The organism is Aeromonas sp. R7-1 (assembly GCF_040908115.1).
Lineage (GTDB): Bacteria > Pseudomonadota > Gammaproteobacteria > Enterobacterales > Aeromonadaceae > Aeromonas > Aeromonas caviae.
On sequence record NZ_JBFODD010000064.1, the window covers coordinates 149058 to 170161 of the forward strand.

20 protein-coding genes are annotated in these 21104 nt (G+C 60.6%); 2 read left to right on the forward strand and 18 right to left on the reverse strand.

Annotated features, from left to right (window positions below; translation table 11 throughout):
* Window positions 1-24: 24 nt before the first annotated feature.
* From AB5Y51_RS19460 to tapM, 15 genes are all read right to left on the reverse strand, one after another.
* Window positions 25-1242, reverse strand: a complete 1218-nt coding sequence (locus tag AB5Y51_RS19460; RefSeq protein WP_039039586.1) for an aspartate aminotransferase family protein — start codon at window positions 1240-1242, stop codon at window positions 25-27.
* Window positions 1243-1521: 279 nt separating this feature from the next.
* Complete coding sequence (locus AB5Y51_RS19465) at window positions 1522-2103, reverse strand: aminodeoxychorismate synthase component II (protein ID WP_041215622.1); 582 nt, start codon at window positions 2101-2103, stop codon at window positions 1522-1524.
* A 321-nt stretch (window positions 2104-2424) separates the two neighbouring features.
* Window positions 2425-2640: a hypothetical protein gene (locus AB5Y51_RS19470; protein ID WP_010673831.1), complete on the reverse strand. Its 216-nt coding sequence runs from the start codon at window positions 2638-2640 to the stop codon at window positions 2425-2427.
* Window positions 2641-2760: 120 nt separating this feature from the next.
* Complete coding sequence (gene trpS, locus AB5Y51_RS19475) at window positions 2761-3765, reverse strand: tryptophan--tRNA ligase (protein WP_010673830.1); 1005 nt, start codon at window positions 3763-3765, stop codon at window positions 2761-2763.
* A gap of 39 nt (window positions 3766-3804) precedes the next feature.
* The gene (locus tag AB5Y51_RS19480) at window positions 3805-4470 is read right to left on the reverse strand and encodes a phosphoglycolate phosphatase (RefSeq protein ID WP_045525578.1); all 666 of its coding nucleotides are present in this window, start codon (window positions 4468-4470) and stop codon (window positions 3805-3807) included.
* Window positions 4457-5131, reverse strand: a complete 675-nt coding sequence (gene rpe, locus AB5Y51_RS19485) for a ribulose-phosphate 3-epimerase (RefSeq protein ID WP_041212569.1) — start codon at window positions 5129-5131, stop codon at window positions 4457-4459. Before rpe ends, AB5Y51_RS19480 begins: the two co-directional genes overlap by 14 nt.
* A gap of 190 nt (window positions 5132-5321) precedes the next feature.
* A complete protein-coding gene (locus AB5Y51_RS19490; RefSeq protein WP_029314124.1) occupies window positions 5322-6194 on the reverse strand; it encodes a Dam family site-specific DNA-(adenine-N6)-methyltransferase in 873 nt (290 codons plus the stop codon).
* A gap of 70 nt (window positions 6195-6264) precedes the next feature.
* A complete protein-coding gene (locus tag AB5Y51_RS19495) occupies window positions 6265-7821 on the reverse strand; it encodes an SPOR domain-containing protein (protein WP_368179021.1) in 1557 nt (518 codons plus the stop codon).
* A complete protein-coding gene (aroB, locus tag AB5Y51_RS19500) occupies window positions 7811-8893 on the reverse strand; it encodes a 3-dehydroquinate synthase (protein WP_368179022.1) in 1083 nt (360 codons plus the stop codon). The genes AB5Y51_RS19495 and aroB overlap by 11 nt, the downstream gene beginning before the upstream one ends.
* Before the next feature lie 17 nt (window positions 8894-8910).
* Complete coding sequence (aroK, locus tag AB5Y51_RS19505) at window positions 8911-9429, reverse strand: shikimate kinase AroK (RefSeq protein WP_010673824.1); 519 nt, start codon at window positions 9427-9429, stop codon at window positions 8911-8913.
* Window positions 9430-9620: 191 nt separating this feature from the next.
* The gene (locus tag AB5Y51_RS19510; RefSeq protein ID WP_039039581.1) at window positions 9621-11846 is read right to left on the reverse strand and encodes a type IV pilus secretin PilQ; all 2226 of its coding nucleotides are present in this window, start codon (window positions 11844-11846) and stop codon (window positions 9621-9623) included.
* A 16-nt stretch (window positions 11847-11862) separates the two neighbouring features.
* Window positions 11863-12390, reverse strand: a complete 528-nt coding sequence (locus AB5Y51_RS19515; RefSeq protein WP_029314119.1) for a pilus assembly protein PilP — start codon at window positions 12388-12390, stop codon at window positions 11863-11865.
* A gap of 2 nt (window positions 12391-12392) precedes the next feature.
* Window positions 12393-12989: a PilO family type IV pilus biogenesis protein TapO gene (gene tapO / locus AB5Y51_RS19520; RefSeq protein ID WP_041212566.1), complete on the reverse strand. Its 597-nt coding sequence runs from the start codon at window positions 12987-12989 to the stop codon at window positions 12393-12395.
* Window positions 12986-13555: a PilN family type IV pilus biogenesis protein TapN gene (tapN, locus tag AB5Y51_RS19525; RefSeq protein ID WP_010673820.1), complete on the reverse strand. Its 570-nt coding sequence runs from the start codon at window positions 13553-13555 to the stop codon at window positions 12986-12988. The genes tapO and tapN overlap by 4 nt, the downstream gene beginning before the upstream one ends.
* On the reverse strand, window positions 13543-14604 hold the full coding sequence (tapM, locus tag AB5Y51_RS19530; protein WP_041212565.1) for a PilM family type IVa pilus assembly protein TapM: 1062 nt from the start codon (window positions 14602-14604) through the stop codon (window positions 13543-13545). The genes tapN and tapM overlap by 13 nt, the downstream gene beginning before the upstream one ends.
* 298 nt (window positions 14605-14902) lie before the next feature.
* Here tapM and AB5Y51_RS19535 point away from each other — a divergent pair, with 298 nt between their 5' ends.
* Window positions 14903-17392 (forward strand): penicillin-binding protein 1A, encoded by a 2490-nt coding sequence (locus AB5Y51_RS19535; protein ID WP_010673818.1) that lies wholly within the window; start codon window positions 14903-14905, stop codon window positions 17390-17392.
* A 70-nt stretch (window positions 17393-17462) separates the two neighbouring features.
* Here AB5Y51_RS19535 and oxyR read toward each other — a convergent pair whose 3' ends face one another.
* The 3 genes from oxyR to AB5Y51_RS19550 all read right to left on the reverse strand — a co-directional run bounded on the left by oxyR (window position 17463) and on the right by AB5Y51_RS19550 (window position 20066).
* Window positions 17463-18359 carry a DNA-binding transcriptional regulator OxyR gene (gene oxyR / locus AB5Y51_RS19540; protein WP_010673817.1) on the reverse strand — a complete coding sequence of 299 codons (897 nt, stop codon included), beginning with the start codon at window positions 18357-18359 and terminating at the stop codon, window positions 17463-17465.
* 129 nt (window positions 18360-18488) lie between these two features.
* Window positions 18489-19133: a DsbA family protein gene (locus AB5Y51_RS19545; protein WP_202015408.1), complete on the reverse strand. Its 645-nt coding sequence runs from the start codon at window positions 19131-19133 to the stop codon at window positions 18489-18491.
* 75 nt (window positions 19134-19208) lie between these two features.
* Window positions 19209-20066 (reverse strand): Vmh family MBL fold metallo-hydrolase, encoded by an 858-nt coding sequence (locus AB5Y51_RS19550; RefSeq protein ID WP_202015406.1) that lies wholly within the window; start codon window positions 20064-20066, stop codon window positions 19209-19211.
* 120 nt (window positions 20067-20186) lie between these two features.
* Here AB5Y51_RS19550 and AB5Y51_RS19555 point away from each other — a divergent pair, with 120 nt between their 5' ends.
* On the forward strand, window positions 20187-21101 hold the full coding sequence (locus tag AB5Y51_RS19555; RefSeq protein WP_202015404.1) for a LysR family transcriptional regulator: 915 nt from the start codon (window positions 20187-20189) through the stop codon (window positions 21099-21101).
* Window positions 21102-21104: the final 3 nt, after the last annotated feature.

Genomic DNA, 21104 nt, shown 5'->3' on the forward strand with positions numbered 1-21104 from the left:
GAGGGCTCCCCACCTCAATTTGGATCAGGCGTTGACCACCTGAGCGACCGCTTTCTCGAACCGTGCCAGCCCTTCCTTGATGTCCGCTTCCGGGATCACCAGGGAGGGGGCAAAACGCACCACGTTGGTACCGGCAACCAGCGCCATCAGGCCCTGATCGATGGAGGCGAGCAGGAAGTCGCGGGAGCGGCCCTTGAAGTCATCGTTGAGCACGGCGCCCAGCAGCAGGCCCTTGCCGCGCACTTCGCTGAAGCAGTGGTACTTGGCGTTGATGGCTTCCAGCCCTTCGCGGAACAGCTGCTCGCGCTGCTTGATGCCGCTCAGCACTGCCGGGGTGTTGACCACGTCGATCACCGCCTCGGCCACGGCACACGCCAGCGGGTTGCCGCCGTAGGTGGAGCCGTGAGTGCCCACTTTCAGGTGGGAGGCGATCTCGGTGGTGGTCAGCATGGCCCCGATGGGGAAGCCGCCGCCCAGCGCCTTGGCGCTGGTGAGGATGTCCGGGGTGATGCCCAGACCCATATAGGCAAACAGCTCGCCGGTACGACCGACACCGGATTGCACCTCGTCATAAACCAGCAGGGCGTTGTGCTTGTCGCACAACTCGCGCACACCCTTGGCAAACTCGTCGGTGGGGCTGATGATGCCACCCTCGCCCTGCAGCGGCTCCATCACCACGGCGCAGGTGTTGTCGGAGATGACGGCAGCCAGCTCCTCCAGGTTGTTGTAGGCGACGTGGGTGATGTCGGCAGGCTTGGGACCGAAGCCATCGGAGTAGGCAGCCTGGCCGCCGACGCTGACGGTAAAGAAGGTACGGCCGTGGAAGCCCTGGTGGAAGGCGATGATCTGGGTCTTGTGGGCCCCGAACTTCTCGATGGCGTAGCGGCGGGCCAGCTTGAGGGCCGCTTCGTTCGCTTCGGCGCCGGAGTTGCAGAAATAGACCTTCTCGGCGAAGGTGGCGGCGACCAGTTTCTTGGCCAGGCGCAGGGCCGGCTCGTTGGTCATCACGTTGGAGAGGTGCCACAGCTTCTCACCCTGGGATTTCAGGGCCTCGACCAGTTTGGGATGGCAATGGCCCAGGCCATTGACCGCGATCCCGCCCGCGAAATCCACATACTCGCGGCCTTCCTGATCCCAGACACGTGACCCCTCGCCGCGCACCGGGATGATTTTGGCCGGCGCATAGTTGGGAACCATCACTTCATCAAACACTTCACGTGTCACTGCCAACAACTCTGACATATTGCTCTCCTGCTATCTCGCGGCAGAATAATCCACCGCCCAAAAGTTAAATCCGTGTAAACGTGGCGGAATTATCACAGAAAAAAAGTAAAAAGTCTGTAACTTAACCGCCTATAAGGAACAATGTTCGATTGCCTTTGAGATTTTAGGCAACCGCATTGCATAACGGCTCAGGGGGTGTTGGCAAGAGATAATTTGGACAGGGAGGAGGGTGAATAAAGTCTCAGGGAAATTTTTTTTTGCCTCATGACGGTTTTGAGACAGACATCGCAATTTTTTTCAGGAAACGGCCAAAAAGTTGGCCAGCAACTGGTGCCCCTGTTCGCTCAAGATGCTTTCCGGATGGAACTGCACTCCCTCCAGCGCCAGTGTTTTATGCCGCAGCCCCATGATCTCGTCCTGGCTGCCGTCGGCATGTTCGCTCCAGGCGGTGACCTCGAAACAGTCGGGCAGCGACGCCGCCTCCACCACCAGAGAATGATAGCGGGTCACCCGCAGCGGGTTGTTGAGCCCCTTGAACACCCCCTCCCCTTTGTGACGGATGAGAGAAGTCTTGCCGTGCATCACCTGACGGGCACGCACCACCCGGGCACCAAAGGCCTGTGCCAGCGACTGATGGCCGAGACAGACGCCGAGGATGGGGATCTCGCCGGCAAAACGGGAGATGGCGGCCAAAGAGATGCCCGCCTCGTTTGGCGTGCAGGGGCCGGGAGAGATCACCAGATGGCGGGGGGCAAGCCGGGCTATCTCCTCCAGGCTCAGCTCATCGTTGCGCCTGACCACCACCTCTTGCCCCAGAGCGCCGAAGTATTGCACCAGGTTCCAGGTAAAGGAGTCGTAGTTGTCGATGAGTAGCAGCATGCAAACACCCTGGGAATAAGACAGAGACGGTGAGCGGACAGCCCGTTGCGAGCGCGGGCAGACAAACGCCGCGCATTCTGGCATGTCTCTTTGAGTTAATAAACCGGCGATCACCTCACCTGCTGTGCAGTCTGTCCGCTCTTCAATGCCGATCCGGGCCTGTCGACCCCACCCGGCGGTGGGCCTGTCCCCGACCGGGCAGCATCAGCCGCTCCATGTCAGGATGGCAAGGTAAAAGAGACGGGAGGCGACCGGGAAAAGGGCACAGGACGTGACAGGCAGATGGGAAGGAGTCACCTTGGCAAGGGCTGGCAACGGACCTCAGCGGTCCAGATAACGGCCCTGTTCCAGTTCCCGTTCCCGCTGGCACTCGGCCAGATAGATGGCAGCCGCGATGGCCGGGGTCTTGTGGTGCTTGTCGATGGCGTTGGAGACCATCAACTGCAAGGTATTGAGGCTCTTGGCCTTGCGAAACTTGCGCAGCCAGTGACCCTTGTCACCCAACTCTTCACTCAGGGTTTGTGATTCGACAGACATGCTTTCTCTTGGGGCAAAGCCCGTGTTTGACATTGGGGGAGGTTGCGACAAACCGGAAGGTGTAAAACAAAGAAAGCCAGGCATCCACCCAGCTCTCTTCTACTACACCTTCCCAGTATGTCAGGCTCGAGGAACGAAGCCGACGACATCATATACGCTGATCAGGGTTTTTTCAGCCCTTTCACGCGCCTTTTGTGCGCCAGCCGCCAAAATGGCCTGCAGATGGGCCTCATCCTGACGCAGCTCGCGGAAGCGCGCCTGGATGGGTTCCAGCAAGGCGACCACGGCATCGGCCGTTTCACTCTTGAGGTGGCCGTACATCTTGCCTTCGAAGTGCTGCTCCAGCTCCGGGATGGAGCGGCCGGTCACACCGGACATCAGGGTCAGCAGATTGGAGACCCCCGGCTTGTTTTCGGGATCGAAACGCACCACGGCCGGCTCGTCGGAGTCGGTCATCGCCCGCTTGATCTTCTTGACGATCTGCTTGGGATCTTCCAGCAAGCCGATGAAGTTGGCCTCGTTGTCGTCGGACTTGGACATCTTCTTGGTCGGGTCCTGCAGGCTCATCACCCGGGCCCCTTCGGTCGGAATGAAGGGTTCCGGCAGGGTGAAGACTTCGCCATAGAGGTTGTTGAAGCGGGTGCAGATGTCGCGGGTCAGCTCCAGATGCTGCTTCTGGTCATTGCCAACCGGCACCTGATTGGCCTGATAAAGCAGAATGTCGGCCGCCATCAGCACCGGATAACCGAACAGGCCGACGTTGACGTTGTTCTCGAAACGGGCAGACTTGTCCTTGAACTGGGTCATGCGCGACAGCTCGCCCATCTGGGTGTAGCAGTTCAGGATCCAGCCGAGCTCGGCGTGCTGGGGCACGTGGGACTGGATGAAGACGGTGCTCTTGGCCGGGTCGATGCCCACCGCCAGATAGAGGGCGGCTGCGTCGAGGCACGCCTTGCGCAAGGCGGCCGGATCCTGGCGGGTGGTGATGGCGTGCAAATCGACGATGCAATAGAGGCAGTCGAAATCATCCTGCATGCTGACCCACTGACGCAGGGCCCCCATGTAGTTGCCGATGGTCAGCTGGCCCGAGGGTTGGGCACCGCTCAATACGATTGGTTTAGTCATCAGAGTAGTAATCCTTGTTATCCGCCAGCCCGGTCTGGATCAGACCAGCAGGGCGTCGAGTTCGGCAAACTGCTCGCAAACCCAGTCGGGGCGCGAGTCTGCGATAGGGCGGCCATAGTTGTAGCCATAGGTGAGCCCCACCACCTTCATGCCGGCGGCCTGGGCGGCCAGTACGTCATTTTCGGAATCCCCCACCATCAGGGTGCGGGACGGGCTGACACCCAGCTCGTGGCAGGCGTGCAACAGCGGCTCCGGGCTCGGCTTCTTGACGGGTACGCAGTTGCCCCCGAGCCAGAGTGCGAAACAGTCGCTGATGCCGAGGGCCTCCAGAATGGGCTGCACGAAGTGACTCGGTTTGTTGGTCACCACGGCCTGCTGGTAACCCAGCCCCTGCAGACGGCGCAGGCTCCGGGCCACTCCGTCATACATGGCCAGGCCTTCCAGCAGACAGGCCTGATAGTGACGGTCGAACAGGGGGCGGGCCTTGGCAAACTGCTCCGGGGCGTCGCGGTAATCGAGAGCCCGCTGGATCAGCTTGTCGGCGCCGTTGCCGACCCAGGTACGCACCACGGCCTCGTCGGCCTCGGCCAACCCCAGATCCGCCAGGGTACGGTTGACCGCCAGCGCCAGTTGCGGGGCGCTGTCAATCAGGGTGCCATCCAGATCGAACAGCACCAGGTCAAAGGGGCGATCAGCGACGGACATGGGCAAGCTCCGCGCGCATCTGGTCGATCACCGCCTTGTAATCCGGCTTGCCGAAGATGGCAGAGCCCGCCACGAACATGTCGGCACCCGCCTCGGCAATCTCGCGAATGTTGTCGACCTTGACCCCGCCATCGATTTCCAGGCGAATGTCGCGGCCGCTCTCGTCGATCAGGCGGCGCACCTGGCGCAGCTTGTCGAGGGTGCCGGGGATGAAGCTCTGACCGCCAAAGCCCGGGTTGACCGACATCAGCAGGATCACGTCCAGCTTGTCCATCACGTACTCCAGGCAGCTGAGCGGGGTCGCGGGGTTCAGCACCAGACCGGCCTGGCAACCCTGCTCCTTGATGAGGCCCAGGGTGCGATCCACGTGATCGGAGGCTTCCGGGTGGAAGGTGATCAGGCTGGCACCGGCCTTGGCAAAATCAGGCACGATGCGATCCACCGGCTTGACCATCAGGTGCACGTCGATGAGCGCTTCGATACCGTAATCGCGCAGCGCCTGACAGACCATGGGGCCTATGGTCAGGTTGGGGACATAATGGTTGTCCATCACATCGAAATGGACCACGTCGGCCCCGGCGGCCAGCACCTTGGCCACATCCTCACCCAGACGGGCAAAGTCGGCGGAGAGGATAGAGGGGGCAATCAGAAAGTCTTTCATCAGCGTCATCCATTGGCAGCGTGGCAGAAAAAACGGCGCAATTTTATCGCAAAAGGGCGATGAAAACGACCCGCATCTACAGAACACGCCGCTCCGGCACCATGGCTGGCACACGATGCTAGGCGCGGCTCACGGAATACCAGCGGCAGCATCAGAAATGACTACGGCCCCCTCAGGGACCGTTGTTCACTCAGCCGACGGCAACCAGCTCCGCCTCACCGGGATAATAGCCCTGTTCGGGCTCGATGCCGGGCGGATAGAGCGCCAGCAGCTCGGCCACCTTGTTGCGACCACCGCCGTTACGGCTGATGGTGCGCTTGACCAGGATTTCGTCGAGCCGGGCGCCGCGATAGAGTTCGCGGGTCAACTCGATGTCATGGTTGCTGATGAGCACGGGCACCCCTTTATGGGCGGCGGTGTGGCGAGCCAGCCTGGCCAGCAGCGCCTGATCGTCCAGGGTGAAACCGCCTGCCGAATAGGTGGTAAAACTCGCCGTGGTGGAGAGGGGGGCATAGGGCGGATCGCAGTAGATCACCCAGTCTTCCTCTGCACGGGCCATGGCGTCGGCATAGCTTTCGCAGATGAACGTCGCCTTCTGCGCCTTCTCGGCAAAGGCCCACAGCTCTTTCTCCGGGAAGTAGGGCTTCTTGTAGGAACCGAAGGGAACGTTGAATCCCCCCTTCTTGTTGTAACGGCACAAGCCGTTGAAACCATGGCGATTCAAAAACAGGAACAACTGAGCCCGTTCAAAACCGGCCGCGGTCTGGTTGAACTGGGTACGGAGCCGATAATAGGCGGTCTTGTGGTTGTGCTCGGCCACGAACAGCTTGCGGGCCTCGCTGATGAAGCTGTCCGGCTGCTGCTTGAGGTGGTTGTAGAGGCCAATGAGATCCGGATTGATGTCGTTGAGCACATAGGCGTCGTAATCCGTGTTGAGAAACACGGATCCCGCCCCGACGAAGGGCTCCAGCAACACACGCCCGGCCGGCAAACGCTCGGCGATCTCTTCGACCAGGGAGTATTTTCCCCCGGCCCATTTTAAAAACGCGCGTGTTTTTTTCATGGAAGTCCGGTGTTGACAAGGCTATGCCCAAAAAAGGGGGGTGATTCTACCCCCTTCCTCGGGTGGCTGGCTATTGCTTCAATTCTTTTTGTATCTGGGCGAATGACTTGGGCCAGGGTTGTCCCTTGAGCAAGGCAGGCGACAGCTTGCGAATGGCCGCCTTGGCCTGGGCACTGCTGGCGTAGTCTCCCTGCACCACCACATACCAGGGACTGCCACGGAAACGGGTCTTGTAAACCCACACCTTGCCCGCCAAGCCATGCTCGGCCACAAAGCTGTCTACCGCCTTGGTGTTGCTCGCCCCCATCAACTGGATGCTGTAGTGATTCTTCGGCTTCTTGTTGAGAGTCGCCACCGGCGTCAACGCCACCTTGGCCGCCGGGGCCGCGACCGGCGCTGTCTGCGCGCCACTGGCCGGTTGAGCCTCTGTCCGGGCCGGGACACTGCTCGGGGCCGGATTCTTGACCTGGGCCGTCGTTCCGGTCGGGACCGCACGGGAACCGCTCCCCACCAGCTCATCCACCACGGCCGTGGGCAAGGCGCCGCTGACGTTCGGCTGGTTCATCAATTTCTCGACCACTTCGTCGGAGATGACGACCCGGCGCCCCTCATAGTTGGTTGACTCCGTGGTGACCGTCTCGCTCTCGACCTTCTTGGGCAAGGGCTTGGCATCGGACTGCCAATCGCGGGCAACCTGATTCTCTGACGGGATGGCAGCGGCGCCACTGCTCGCCTGAGTACTCAAGGCCCCGCTCGCCGCACCGACGTTCACAGAATCGCTTGAGACGGGATTGGGCAACGCCATCCCCTGGGACGGAGCCTGGGCGGGGTCCTGGCCTGCACTGTCGAACAGGGGCAGATAGCTCAGGGCCAGCAACCCGCCCGCCACCAGGGCAAGCACGATCGCTATCTTCTTGACGGGCAACTCGGCCTGACGTTTCTTGGGCCTTCTGTCGGTCATGGTATCCTCCAGTAACTGCATGATGGCTGACGGATGTCCGCCCGCCCCATTCAGGATCTCTTCCACTTTCGGCTTGGGCAAGAGGGCAGTCGGGATCTTGAGCTCTTTGGCCTTCTCATACAAGAAGATACGTTGCTCAGGAGCGCTCAGTGGCGCGACTTCCAGCTCGAGGGCTGGCATGGCCCGTCCCTTGAGGAGCGCCTTCTGGTTACGACACCAGGCGTCATCACCCGAGAGCAAGATGGCCAGTTTATGAGGAGATGCCAGGGTATCGTTGTGACGACAGAGCGCCCACAACTCCCCCACCAGCTCGGCAGGCAAGGTATCGGCACGTTCGATGATGAGCAGCAGTCTGGCAGGCTTGTCACCCACCATGCGAAAGAAGCTGTCCGCCAGGGCATCCTGCGCGTTGAACAGGGGACGTGCCACCACCTGCTGCAACAGCAACTGGCGCACATCCGCCATCTTCATGGACGAGCTGCCGATGAGGCTGGCCACCCGCACCGCATCGGGCAGTTGGGCAAGCAGCGACTCGCACAGTGTGCCACGGCCACTGCCTGGCTTGCCGGAGAGAAAAACAAAGGGGTGGTTGAACTCGATCAGGTGCAGCAGCCGGTCAACCAACTGCCGCTGAGAAGGCAGTTTGAGCAATTTATTAGTGGTCACGACCAGACTCGATCACCGCCATCAATTGCTCGTCTGTCACATCGGCCACGACCTGGGCCTGTCCGATCCCGATCGGCAGCACCAGTCTCAGTTTGCCTTCCAGCACCTTCTTGTCACGGCGCATATGGCGAATGAAGGCGGCAAAATCCATATCGGACGGTGCCTTGACCGGCAAATCGGCGGCCAACAGCAGATCGCGGACTCGTGCCACCTCTTGCGCCGTCATGTCGCCACGGGCCAGGGCCGTCTCGGCCGCCAGCATGGTTCCCGCCGCCACGGCTTCACCGTGCAGCCAGTTGCCATAACCCTTCTCCGCCTCGATGGCATGGCCGAAGGTATGTCCCAGGTTCAGCAAGGCGCGCACGCCGTGCTCGGTCTCGTCCTGACCGACCACATCGGCCTTGATCTCGCAGCAGCGGCGAATGGCATAGGAGAGTGCATCACCGTCGAGGCGCTGCAGGCGGGTCATGTTGGTTTCAAGCCAGGAGAAGAAGGCGGCATCCCAGATGATGCCGTATTTGATCACCTCGGCCATGCCGGCGGCAAATTCCCGGGCAGGCAGGGTCTTGAGGCAGTCGGTATCGATGATCACATGCTTGGGCTGATAGAAGGCACCCACCATGTTCTTGCCGAGGGGATGGTTGACGGCGGTCTTGCCGCCGACGGAAGAGTCAACCTGGGAGAGCAGCGTGGTAGGCACCTGAATAAACGGAATGCCTCGTTGGTAGCTTGCCGCAGCAAAGCCGACAACATCACCTATCACACCGCCCCCCAGAGCGATCAGAATGGTATCACGACCATGGCTGGTTTCCAGCAGAGCAGACATGATCCGCTCGAAGGTCGCCAGGGTTTTGTAGGCCTCGCCATCGGGCAGGATCAGGTGTTCCACCTGAAAACCGGACAGCAACTGAATGATCTGTTCAAGATACAGGGGCGCGACCACGGTATTGGTCACTATCATGACCCGCTTGCCCTTGATCGTCTGCGCCAGTACCTCGGGGCGTTGCAGCAGACCGGCAGCTATCTCTATCGGGTAGCTGCGTTCACCCAGTTCGACCTTCAACCTTTCCATGGACGTCCTCTAATGAATTACATACCAATCAACTTGACGATTTGATTAGCGACAACTTTGGCACTCTGGTCATCCGTCTGGATGACAAAATCGGCAACCTCTTCGTACAGGGCGTTGCGCTCTTGCGCAAGACGCTCAAGCACTTCACGGGGCGGCTCTTCGGTTTGCAGCAAGGGACGACGCTTGTCTCTCTGGGTTCGCGCCAATTGCTTTTCAATGGTGGTTTCGAGGTAGACCACGATGCCGCGTGCGGAGAGTTTGTTGCGGGTTTCACGGCTCTTGATGGCACCGCCACCCGTTGCCAGCACGATACCCTGCTGTTCGGCGAGCTCACCGATCACCTTCTCTTCGCGGATCCGGAAACCTTCTTCGCCTTCAACATCGAACACCCAGCCGATATCGGCACCACTGCGGCGCTCAATCTCATGATCTGAGTCGAAAAACTCCATGTGCAGTTGTTCTGCCAGATGTCTACCTATGGTGCTCTTGCCCGCACCCATGGGACCTATCAGGAAAATATTGCGTTTCTCAGCCATGTCTTTTCGTTAGTAATTACAAACTGTATGGCCCCGGTAAACACTCGACCGGGGTACCTATGAACCTTATCTTGCGATGGATCAGGAGGGGGATTATCTCAGTAGAAACCAGGACTGGCAACCGCAGCCCTTACGCCCCAGCCTCATCGGGGCGTAAGGTTATATGTGTTTTACTCTCACAAGTAAAGTTTTCAGAGGGCGTCGGTCACTATCCTCGGGGTCACGAAGATCAGCAGTTCGCGCTTCTTGTTTTCACTGGTGGTTTTCTTGAACAGATAGCCCAACCCGGGGATATCCCCCAGCAGAGGCACCTTGCTGACATCGCTCTTGATGGTCTGTTGATAGATGCCGCCAAGCACCAGAGTTTCACCGTTGTTGACCAACACCTGGGTGGTGATGGACTGGGCGTTGATGGACACCGCATCCCCGGTCCCGGTCGGCACGGTTTCCCCCTTGGTATCCTGAGTCACGGTCAAGTCCAGGATCACCCTGTTGTCCGGGGTGATCTGCGGTGTGACCTTGAGGCTCAGCACCGCCTTCTTGAAGGTGACCGAGGTCGCCCCGCTCGAAGAGGACTCCACATAGGGGATCTCGGTCCCCTGCTCGATCAGGGCCGGCTTCTGGTTGGCCGTGGTGACACGCGGACTGGCGATGATCTCGGCCTTGCTCTCCTTTTCCAGCGCTGAGAGTTCAAGATCCAAAAGGGTGCCATTGGCAAGACGGGCAACCTGGAACGCCAGGGTGCCGGCCGCGTTGGTCACCGGCAGGTTGACGTTGAGTCTGTCTTCTACGTTGGGGCGAGTGATGGTGGAACTGCCATCATTGTTTCCGGCGCCATCATTACCCTCTATGGTGCCCGAGGTGCCGTTGCCATGACCGTCTGTCTTGGTCACCCCCCAGCGCACCCCCAGTGCCTCATCGAAACCATCATCAATGGTCACCATGCGCGCCTCGATCACCACCTGCTTGACCGGGATATCGAGGATATCCAGCATCCGCTTGACGTTGCTGATGACATCCGCCGTGTCCTTGACTACCAGCACGTTGGTACGTTCATCCACGCTGACCGCCCCTCTGGGGGAGAGCAGCTTGGTGCTCTCGGAGGAGAGCAGGGCCGCCACTTCCGATGCCTTGGCATAGTTGATCTGCAGATACTCGGTGTAGAGGGGAGCGAGATCCGCCACCTGGTTGCGGCTCTCCATCTGCTGTTTCTCGCGAGCGGCAATCTCGTCCGCCGGTGCCACCAGCAGGATGTTGTTGTCCAGCCGTTTGTCCAGCCCTCTGACCTTGAGGATGATGTCCAGCGCCTGCTCCCAGGGCACGCCATCGAGACGCAGCGTGATGTTGCCGGAGACCGAGTCCGTGGTCACCAGGTTCAGATTGTTGAAATCGGCGATGATCTGCAACACGGTACGAACAGGAATATCCTGGAAGTTCAATGAGATGGGCTTGCCCTGGTACTGCTTCGCCGCCGTGGTGGCCACCCGTTTTTTCACCTCGATGATGAACATCTTGTCGGCCTGATCGTAACGGTAGTCAAACTGGCCGTTCACAGAGAGCTCGAACAGGGTGTCATTGCCCTGGCGGAACACCTCCACCTGGGAGACCGGGGTAGCGAAGTCCTGCACATTGATGAGGTTGAGCTGATCATCAGGCACCCGGGTACCGTGGAACTTGGCCAGCACTTTCTGACCACGGCTGCTGACATCCACCGCCGCCGAACTGTTGTCCAGCGTCACGAGGAACTCCCCCTGCCCCTCCTTGCCACGGCGAAAATCCACGCCCTTGACCGAGTTGAAGTAGGCGCCCCCCATGTTTGCCTGAGACACGGACAACACCGGCTTGCCGGGGGCAACGGGCGAAGGAGCCACAGTAGGCGTGGCAGCCACGGCAGGCTGAGCCTGATACTGGGACTGGTTCTGGGCAACTCGCTGGGTGTCAATCAGCGCAGACTGAGTCACCGGCTGGCTTCTGACGAGCGCAGACTGGCTGGCTGCAACAGGCGCCGCCGAGGAAGCGACCGGCTGCCCTGCCTTGTCTCCCAGCGCCACCAGCAATTTATTGCCCTGCTGATGGACCTGATAGGGGGTGAGCTGATCGAGGGCGATCTTGATGTCGAGCCCCTGCCCCTTCCCCTCCACCAGGAGGTTGTTCACCCCTTGCTGCTTGATGGGCAGGGGATTGACCGTCAGGGCACCGATGGCCCCGGGTACGTGCAGCAGAAGCTGATTGGGTTCATAGGTCAACCTGTCCGTAAAACCGCTGACCGGTTCGCTGAAGCTGAGCTCCAGCAGGAGTTGATCGGCCAGCAGGGGATTCACCTTGACCTCCTGCAACGCGGGTACTGCCCACACCTGAGTGCATCCGCCCAGCCACAGCAGCGCCACACCGGTCATCCTTCTTATTGTTGTTCTCATCTCTGCTCATCCCTGATCATAGTTTTGCGTCGAGATTGGCCATGGCCAGCTGGGTTTCTCGGGTGACCCAGCATCCTTTGCCATCCGGTACCGTCTCCATCAAGTCAACATGCGTGTTCGTTATCTTGATGACCCTGCCCTGATCCAGCCCCATGTGCTGGTTGAGCCCGACGCGCACGGCTTGCCCGTCCGGGGTTTTGATCAATGCCCACAACTGCCCCTGCTTGCCGATGGAGCCTTTCATGCTCAGGCTGGCAAGCGAGTAGCGTTCCAGCACCTCCTTTTCCCGATTGGCCACTATCTGGGCACAGTCCGGCTTGGCCTTGGCATCCAGCCTGGAACTGGTTTCCGGCTGGGGTGCAATGAACGGACTGCGTTGATCGCTGCGTTGATAGACCATGGGAGAGAAGGGCTTTATCTCCGGCAAAGATTCGATCGGTACCGGCTTTCTGGCCTTGGTCTGTTTGACATACTCATCCATGTCCTCCTGTCCCCCACAGGCCGTCAACAGCAGCGCCGACAAGAGAAGTACGCCCGCTCTCATGCTCATGGCTTTTTCTCCACGGTTTTGCCGTTGTACTTGTAGGTCTTGGCCTGCATGGACATACCGATCAGCTCACCACCCTTCCCCTGGCTGAGCTGGAAAGAATCCAGGATCACGATGCGCGGCAAAGCAGCCATGTCCGCCGTGAACTTGCCAAGTTCGTGATAGGTGCCCACGACCTCGATGCGCATGGGCAGCTCGGTGGAGAACTCGTGTTTCACCTCTGGCTCCCAGTTGATCCTGTTCAATGTCAAACCGTTGTCGGTGGCAATGAAGCTGATGTCATCCAGCAAACCGGCGACTTCGTGGGTGTTGGGCAGCTGTTTGAGCTGGGTGTCGACCAGATGTTCCAGCTGGACCATCTGCTTTCTGTATGCTTCCAGGTTCGCGGCCAGCATGGCCTTGCTCTCGAATTGTCCCTTGAGCTCAGTCTCTTTTGCGGCTTCACGACCCAGGGCCGCCAGGGAATTGGCAATCACGTAGTAATAGAGTGCCCCACCAAGCAGAGCACAGCAGAAGAAGACAAAGATGCCCTTGGCGATCGGCGGCCAGCGGGCAATGTCATTGAGATCCAGGTCGTTGAGTTGTTGCAGGTTCATTTTTGCCCCTTAGCCGCGTTGGGTAGCGCCGTGGCAATCTGGAACATCATGGAGAACTGGCTCAGGGCGATGGGGGCCACCTCGGCCGTGAAGATGGTGCTGAGCTGGGATTGTGTCAGCCAGCCGGAACCGTCGATTCGGCGCATCATGCTGGCTACCCTGCCATAGGCTTCGGTCTTTCCCTTCACGTCTATCTTGTTGTTTTGCAGAGCAAGACTATCAAGATACACCCCGTTGGGGACCAGCACCGGCAGCTGATTGAACAGACGTACAGGGATGTTGCGGCGCATCTGCAACTGCTCGATGAGTTGCATGCGGTCAATCAACTCCTTGCGCCGTTCCTTGAGAAGCCTGATCTCCCCAAGCTGGGTGTCCAGGGTTGCCATCTCCTGCTGCAACCGCTGATTGCGCTGCTGCTGGTAACCGATCTGCTGCTGCACCAGCCAGTCTGCAGCAAAGGCGATGGCTGCCGTCCCCGCCAGGAACAGACCGAACAGGATACCGAATTGTTTCTTCTGACGCTGCGCCCGAGCCTGCCGCCAGGGCAGAAGGTTTATATTTGACATGGTGTGAAGCTCCTCAGTGCCAGCCCGAGCGCCGTCATGTACTTGGCTCCATGAGTCAGCCCCCCCTCTCCCTGCGGCTTGCCAAAGAGTGCAAAGGGATCGGGATGCAGCACCTCGCAGTTAAGCTCGCTGCCGATTTGTCCGGCCAGCCCCGGCAGCAGGCTCCCCCCTCCGGTCAGCACCAGCCTGGAGAGCTCCTTGTTCCCCGAGGAGCTGCAAAACAGCTGCACGTTGCGCCGTATCTGCAACACCAGGGTGCTGAGGTGAGGCAACAGGACATCCACCTCATGATCCGCAGGCAAGGAGCCCTGGAGCTTGGCCAGTTCCGCCTCTTCCATACTCATGCTGTAAAAAGAGGCCAATGCCTGGCTGTATTGATCACCACCAAAATTCTGCAACCGGGAATAGATGACCTGGCCCCGTAACAGGGCGGCGAAAGTCAGGGCGCTGGCACCGATGTCGACGATGCCAACCGGTTTCTCCGAGGTTTGCAGGTCGGGCAGGCAGGCCAGCACGGCGCGTCCGAGCGCATGGGCCCCCACATCCACCACCATGGTCGTCATGCCTGCCTCCGTCAGGGCACTGACCCGGCCACTGACGCTTTCGGTCCGCGCGGCACTGAGCAGGACCTCCTGACGCCCGTTGTCGCCCGCCATGCCGAGGATTTCAAAATCCAGGCTCACTTCATCAAGGGGAAAGGGGATGAGCTGCTCAGCCTCCAGGTGAACCTGGTTCTCCAGCTCGCTCTCGTTGATGTTGGTATCGACCTGAATGATCTTGGTGATGACGTTGGAACCGGTCACGGCCGTGGCCACGTTCTGGCAATCCCCTTGCACGAGCCGCTTGAGCGACTTGAGGGACTGACTGACCCGTTCAATGTCCTGAAGTTGATAGTCGACCAGCGTTCCTCTTGGCATGGGGATCTCGGCAACCGAGCCGAGGTGCACCTTGCCGGGACGTCCGCTGATGGTGACGGCCTTGATGGTTTGACTGCCAAAATCAATGCCCGCCATGGAGACGAGGGATCCCTTACTTAATAGCCCAAACATATACACATCCATGCGTTATTGGGTTTTCGGACTTATTGTAGGACAGCGCGTCATGATGTGACGGCTTAACTCAATATAATGCTCTATCTATCAATGTCATAAAGTTTGTGTCAAAAGTTGACGCCCCTCTCCTTTCGGCCTTGATTGCGGCCCCCTTGGTAATTGTGCCCTGGAGTGCTACCCTCCCGCCTCTTCTCGGGGTCGCCTGTTTGCGGACAGGAAAACCTCGAATCCGCGAGGGTAAAAAGGCTATACTCTGCGCCCGTTGGCTAATTTTAAGACGATTGGTAGTTCTTCCATGCTGAAATGGCTCGTTCGCCTGTTTATTGTCATGATGCTGGGTGCTGTGCTGGGCGTTGCCAGCCTCATCGGCATCTACTTCTACATCAAGCCCCAGTTGCCGGACGTCAGCGCCCTGCGCGATGTCAAACTGGCTACCCCCATGAAGGTCTACAGCCGGGACGGGGAATTGATCTCCCAGTTTGGCGAAATTCGTCGCATCCCCCTGCGGCTGGACGAAATTCCCCAGTCCATGATCGATGCCGTACTCGCCACCGAAGATGCCCGCTTCTATGAGCACCCGGGCATAGACCCCATCGGCATCATCCGTGCCGCCACCGTCTGGGCCGTCTCCGGCCAGGCGCGTCAGGGCGCCAGTACCATTACCCAGCAGGTGGCCCGCAACTTCTTCCTGAGCAATGAGAAGACTCTTGTACGCAAGATCAAGGAGGTGTTCCTCGCCTGGCGCATCGAGCAGAACCTCTCCAAGGACGAGATCCTCACCCTCTATCTCAACAAGATCCCCCTCGGCTACCGGGCATTCGGGGTCGGCGCGGCCGCCCAGGTCTACTTCGGCAAGGAGGTCAAGGATCTGACCCTGGACGAGATCGCCATCATCGCGGGTCTCCCCAAGGCACCCTCCATGCTGAACCCGATCCGTTCCCCGGAGCGCGCCTTCGCCCGCCGCAACGTGGTACTGGGTCGCATGCTGGAAACCGGCAAAATCACCCAGGCCCAGTATGACGAAGCCTCCAAGATGCCGGTCAAGGCCCGTTTTCACGGTGCCGAGACCACGCTGAACGCCCCTTATCTGAGCGAGATGGTGCGCCAGAAGATGGTGGAGCAGTTTGGTGAAGATGCCTACACCATGGGGCTGCACGTCTACACCACCGTCACCGCCAAGCGTCAGCGCGCCGCCCATCAGGCGCTGCTGGACGGTGTCTTCGACTACGACACCCGCCACGGCTACCGTGGCCCGACCGCCTTGCTGTGGAAAGCCGGTGAAACGGCCTGGGACTACGAGCAGATCATGGCCCATCTGGCCAAGCAGCCGACCTATCAGCCCCTGATGGCCGCCGTGGTCACCCAGCTCGGCGACAAGAGCGCCACCCTGGTGCTCAAGAATGGCAAACAGGCCGAACTGGGCTGGAATGGCATCAAGTGGGCGCGTGCCTTCATCACCGACGATCGCCAGGGCTTTGCCCCGAAATCGGCGCGGGATGTACTCAAAGTCGGCGCCCAGATCTGGGTCAGGGAGAAAGGGGAAGAGTTACTGCTCTCCCAGATCCCCGACGTCAACGCCGCCCTGGTGGCCATGAACCCGCAAGACGGCGCCATTGAGGCCCTGGTCGGCGGCTTCAGCTTCGAGCTCTCCAAGTTCAACCGGGTCGATCAGGCCCGTCGTCAGGTCGGCTCCAACATCAAACCGTTCCTCTATGCCACCGCGCTGGAGCAGGGCTATACCCTGGCGTCCCTCATCAACGATGCACCGATCAACCAGTGGGATCCTGCCAAGGGCCCCATGTGGCAGCCCAAGAACTCGCCCGCCATCTATGAAGGGCCGACCACCTTGCGCCTCGGCCTTGCCAAGTCCAAGAACGTGATGTCGGTCCGGCTGATGCGCGCCATCGGGCTGGATACCTATATCGACGGCCTGACCCGCTTCGGCTTCGCCCGTGATCACATTTCTGCCAACGAATCCCTGGCGCTGGGTGCGGCGGAGTTCACCCCGCTGGAAGTGGTGCGCGGCTACTCGGTGCTGGCCAATGGCGGCTTCCAGGTCACCCCCTACTTCATCACCGAAGTGACCGACAGCTTCGGCACCCCCCTGTTCGAGGCCAACCCGGCCGCCGCCTGCCGCGACTGCGGCGTGCTGGCCGCCGCCGGTCTCGACAGCGCGGATGCCTATGCCAATACCACGGCAGACTGGAAGGCCCAGTGCCCCATCGATCCTGTCGTGCCCAACAACATGGCACCGCAGACCATCAGTGCCCAGAGCGCCTTCCTCATCACCGACACCCTGACCACCGCCATCTGGGGTGGCAATGGCTGGCGTGGTACCGGCTGGCGGGCAGCCCGTGACCTCAAGCGTCACGACATCTCGGGCAAGACGGGGACCACCAACGAATCCCGGGATGCCTGGTTCTCCGGCTATACCCCGAATCTGGTGGCCACCTCCTGGATCGGTTTTGACAACCACCAGCGCGGTCTGGGCCGGGCCGAGTTTGGCGGCGGTGCCGCCCAGCCCATCTGGATTGACTTCATGAAGACGGCTCTGCAACAGGTGCCCGAGCGCAAGATGCCGGTCCCCGAAGGGATCATGCAGGTCCGCATCGATCGTGAAACCGGTCTGCTGACCAATCGCGCCGATGGCAGTACCACGGAGGAGTTCTTCAAAGAGGGCACAGAGCCCACCCGCTACGCGAGCCAGATCTCCGATGGCAACCAGGTGTATGGCGGTGACGATGCGACCACAGACGGTCCCGTCTCCACCGACGACATCTTCTAGGTCCCCCTGGAAACAACAAAAACCGGCGCCCAGGCGCCGGTTTTTGTTTCGGGATGACGAGCGGGCTGCGTCAGCCCAGCAGGGCTTTCATCAGACTCGAGATGCGGGCCGCCAGCTCATTGAAGCAGGGGCGGCGAACCGAGTAGTGACGATAGAGCAGGGAGATGGTGCGCCCCGGCACGGGGTTGATTACCGGACGATAGCTGACGCCCCCCTCCTCCGGGTTGGCGGGCACGGCGAGCCTGGGCACCAGCGTCATGCCGCTGCCGGCGGCGACCATGTTGCGCAAGGTCTCCAGACTGGTGCCCTTAAAGCGCTGATCCTCACCGATGCCCGCGGCAAAACAGAAACCCATCGCCTGATCCCGCAGGCAGTGACCGTCGGCCAGCATCAGCAATTTCTTGCCCTTGAGATTGTGCAGGGGCACCGCCTTGGCGCTCGCCTCCGGGTGATGCTGAGGCACGGCCAGCCACATGGGCTCCTGATAGAGGGGGATGGCGCCAAACCCCTCCATCCCTTCCAGCTCCGCCAGCACGAGGCAATCCAGCTCCCCCTCCTCCAGCCGCTTGAGCAGCACTTGGGTCTGATCTTCGTAGAGGTAGAACTCCAGCTTGGGGAAGTGTTCACGCAGATCCTGGATGATGTGGGGCAGCAGGTAGGGGCCCACGGTGGGAATGAAACCGATGTGGATCTCGCCGGACATGGGCTCGGCGAAGTGCTGGCCTATGCTCTTGAGCTCTCGCGCCTCTTTGAGCACCTTGCGCGCCTGACGGGCCATGGCATCGCCGGCCGGGGTAAACAACACCTTGCGGGAGGTGCGCTCGATGAGGATCACCCCCAGTTCATCTTCCAGCTTGCGCAGCTGGCCACTCAGGGTCGGCTGGCTGACAAAGCAGCGCTCCGCGGCCTTGCGAAAGTGTTTCTCCTCTTCCAGCGCTACCAGATATTCGAGATCGCGAAGGTTCATAGGTACTGCATCCTGCCGTTCAATGAGGCCGATAGCATGCACAAGAACGGTGCGGGGGACAAGGGAGGCGCGCAGACGGGTCTGCCCTCTCCCTCTCCTTTGACAAGCCGCAGGCGATGGGCGAGAGACTCACCCCATCAGGGAGGTGATGTGATCCGCGAACGCCGCTGGCTCTCCCAGATAGGAGGAGACAGGCAGCGCAACGACGCGCTCCCCTTGCATCAATCCCAGGGTCGGGAACCCCTGCCCGCCGAGCCGGCGCAGCCACGCCTGGCTTGTGGCCAGATGGCCCACAAGATCGACCCGACCAAAGGCCAGGGCGAATGCTTCCGGTGTCACCCCCTGCTCCCGCGCGAGCGCCGCCAGCCGCGTCGGGGAACCGACCCATTCCCCATCCCGGTAGTGGGTCTCCTGGATGCGGTGCAACAAGGCAAGGCCGTCGCCGCCAAGCTCGCTCACCGCCAGCACAGCGCGTATGGGCGGCTCGGAGTCAAGGAGCAGCGACTCGTTGAGCAGAAGCTCGTTGAAGTAGCGCTCACCAAAGCGCTGTCCGGTGAGGGCGTGGATGCGCTCGTCATGGGGGCGCACATAGTCCCGCAGGGGCTGGCCCATGGCCTGGCGCCTGGCGCCCATCCAGAGGCCACCCCCATGCAGTTCGATGCGAAGGCCCGGGATCTCGGCAGCGGCTTTCAGCAGGGGGGCGGCGCCATAGCACCAGCCACAGAGGGGGTCATAGACATAATGGAGGGTTGTTTGCGCTTCGTTCATCATCATTCTCGCTTCAAGGCTGGATAAAAAAACCGGGCACTCGGGCCCGGTAAAAAACACAGGGAAGTAGGCGTCAGGGAGTTACCACTTCATCTCGCCGGTATTGACCTTGGCACCGATGGCCAGGCCATCGTCGACAGGCAGGGAGGGGTAAGCCTTCTTCAGCGCTTCAATCAGCTGGCCGGAGTGCTTGGTTTTGGCCAGCTCCTGCTCAAAGCGCTGCACGTAGTCACGGGTGAAGGTCACGGCTTCGGTACCCTTGGGCGCAGTCCCCAGGAAGTGACCCGGCACCACGCGCTCGGGTTTCAGGGCCAGCAGCTTGTTCAGCGCCTTGACCCAGTTGTTGCGAGCGGCCTTGGACTGGCTGTCCGCCATCCAGACGTGCACGCCGCTGTAGACCGGCACACCCCCAAAGGCCGTCTTGATGGAAGGGGCCCAGAGGTAGGCATTCGGGGTGTTCATCTCTTTGATGTCAATCTTCTCGCCATCCAGCGTCAGGTGGCTGGCCGTCATCACTTGCGGCACGGTCAGGCTCTTGGGTGCATCCTTGCCCAGGATCGGGCCCCAGTAGCTCAGCTTGGCATCCTTGGTCTGCTTGATATGGTCGACCACATGCTGGTCGGCCAACACCTTGACATCCGGGAACGCAGCCATGACGGGTTCCAGACCGAAGTAGAAGTCGGGGTCACCGGCACTGATATAGACAGTGGTCAGCTTCTTGCCGCTCTTCTTGATCATGTCCACCAGCGCCTGACCATGTTGCACGTCGAACTGGGCATCGATCAGGATGGCCTCTTTGTCACCGGTTACCAGTGAGGAGGAGACGGGGAAGATCGCCTTCTCGCCGGGGTTGTAGACGGTCACGGTCAGGGGGGCCGCCAGGGCGGATCCCGTCATCAGGAGGCTGGTCAGGGTCAGGGTACGCAGTGTGTTGTTCATCAGATAACGCTCATCGGTGTGGATTAATGGAATGAGCGCAGTTTATTGCATCACCATCGATACAAATACCGCATAATAGGTGCATCACTGTTGCACAAATCGAGCATATAGGGGCACAAGATGGATAGGCTGACCGCATTGCGGGTCTTCGTCTGCGTAGTGGAACAGGGCAGCCTGAGCGGCGCCGGGGAGAAACTGGAGATGTCCCGTGCCATGGTGTCGCGCTACCTGGCCGAGCTGGAACGCTGGATGGGGGCCAGATTGCTGCACCGCACCACCCGCCGGCTGAGCCTGACCGGGCCGGGAGAAGAGGCGCTGAACCGGGCCAGAGCCATGCTGGCCCTGGGGGAAGAGATGGAACACCTGGCCATCCGCCATGACGAGGCCCCCAAGGGGCAACTGCGCATCACCAGCAGCTACTCTCTCTCCGAAGCCCTGCTGGTCGGGACGGCGAACGACTACCTGGCCCGTTACCCCGGCACGGCGATCGACATCCTGCTGCTGGACCGGACGGTCAATCTGGTGGAGGAGCGAATCGATCTCGCCCTGCGCATCACCAACGACCTCGATCCCAACCTGGTGGCCCGCAGGCTCGGCACCTGCCACTCGGTGGTGTGCGCCAGCCCCGCCTACCTGACCCGCCATGCCCCGCCGCAGCAGGTGCAGGATCTGGCACTGCACAACTGCCTCACCTACACCTATTTCGGCAAGAGCCTGTGGGAGTTTCTGGGGCCCGATGGTCCCGAATCCGTCCCGGTGAGCGGCAACCTCAGCGCCAACATCTCCAACCTGCTGCTGGCCGCCACCCTGGACGGGGCGGGGATCAGCCTGCAACCCGCCTACTCGGTTCACCCCCATCTGGCAAGCGGCGCCCTGGTCCCCCTGCTCACCCCGTGGCAGCCCAAGCGCCTCGGCGTCTATGCCGTTTATGGCACCCGCAAACAGATGTCCCCCCTGCTGCGCAGCTTCCTCGACTTTCTCGTGGAGCGGATGGCGGACGATCCCCTGTGGCAGGAAGCCCCTCCCTCTCTCTGATCC

Bases quoted from the DNA above. Each gene is read 5' to 3' on its own strand.
- AB5Y51_RS19480 (WP_045525578.1), bottom strand. From the start codon at position 4,470: ATGTCCGTCGCTGATCGCCCCTTTGACCTGGTGCTGTTCGATCTGGAT.
- aroK (WP_010673824.1), bottom strand. From the start codon at position 9,429: ATGGCTGAGAAACGCAATATTTTCCTGATAGGTCCCATGGGTGCGGGC.
- AB5Y51_RS19515 (WP_029314119.1), bottom strand. From the start codon at position 12,390: ATGAGAGCGGGCGTACTTCTCTTGTCGGCGCTGCTGTTGACGGCCTGT.
- AB5Y51_RS19460 (WP_039039586.1), bottom strand. From the start codon at position 1,242: ATGTCAGAGTTGTTGGCAGTGACACGTGAAGTGTTTGATGAAGTGATG.
- oxyR (WP_010673817.1), bottom strand. From the start codon at position 18,359: ATGAACCTTCGCGATCTCGAATATCTGGTAGCGCTGGAAGAGGAGAAA.
- AB5Y51_RS19555 (WP_202015404.1), top strand. From the start codon at position 20,187: ATGGATAGGCTGACCGCATTGCGGGTCTTCGTCTGCGTAGTGGAACAG.
- trpS (WP_010673830.1), bottom strand. From the start codon at position 3,765: ATGACTAAACCAATCGTATTGAGCGGTGCCCAACCCTCGGGCCAGCTG.
- aroB (WP_368179022.1), bottom strand. From the start codon at position 8,893: ATGGAAAGGTTGAAGGTCGAACTGGGTGAACGCAGCTACCCGATAGAG.
- tapN (WP_010673820.1), bottom strand. From the start codon at position 13,555: ATGTCAAATATAAACCTTCTGCCCTGGCGGCAGGCTCGGGCGCAGCGT.
- AB5Y51_RS19510 (WP_039039581.1), bottom strand. From the start codon at position 11,846: ATGAGAACAACAATAAGAAGGATGACCGGTGTGGCGCTGCTGTGGCTG.
- AB5Y51_RS19470 (WP_010673831.1), bottom strand. From the start codon at position 2,640: ATGTCTGTCGAATCACAAACCCTGAGTGAAGAGTTGGGTGACAAGGGT.
- tapO (WP_041212566.1), bottom strand. From the start codon at position 12,989: ATGAACCTGCAACAACTCAACGACCTGGATCTCAATGACATTGCCCGC.
- AB5Y51_RS19490 (WP_029314124.1), bottom strand. From the start codon at position 6,194: ATGAAAAAAACACGCGCGTTTTTAAAATGGGCCGGGGGAAAATACTCC.
- tapM (WP_041212565.1), bottom strand. From the start codon at position 14,604: ATGTTTGGGCTATTAAGTAAGGGATCCCTCGTCTCCATGGCGGGCATT.
- AB5Y51_RS19535 (WP_010673818.1), top strand. From the start codon at position 14,903: ATGCTGAAATGGCTCGTTCGCCTGTTTATTGTCATGATGCTGGGTGCT.
- rpe (WP_041212569.1), bottom strand. From the start codon at position 5,131: ATGAAAGACTTTCTGATTGCCCCCTCTATCCTCTCCGCCGACTTTGCC.
- AB5Y51_RS19550 (WP_202015406.1), bottom strand. From the start codon at position 20,066: ATGAACAACACACTGCGTACCCTGACCCTGACCAGCCTCCTGATGACG.
- AB5Y51_RS19545 (WP_202015408.1), bottom strand. From the start codon at position 19,133: ATGATGATGAACGAAGCGCAAACAACCCTCCATTATGTCTATGACCCC.
- AB5Y51_RS19465 (WP_041215622.1), bottom strand. From the start codon at position 2,103: ATGCTGCTACTCATCGACAACTACGACTCCTTTACCTGGAACCTGGTG.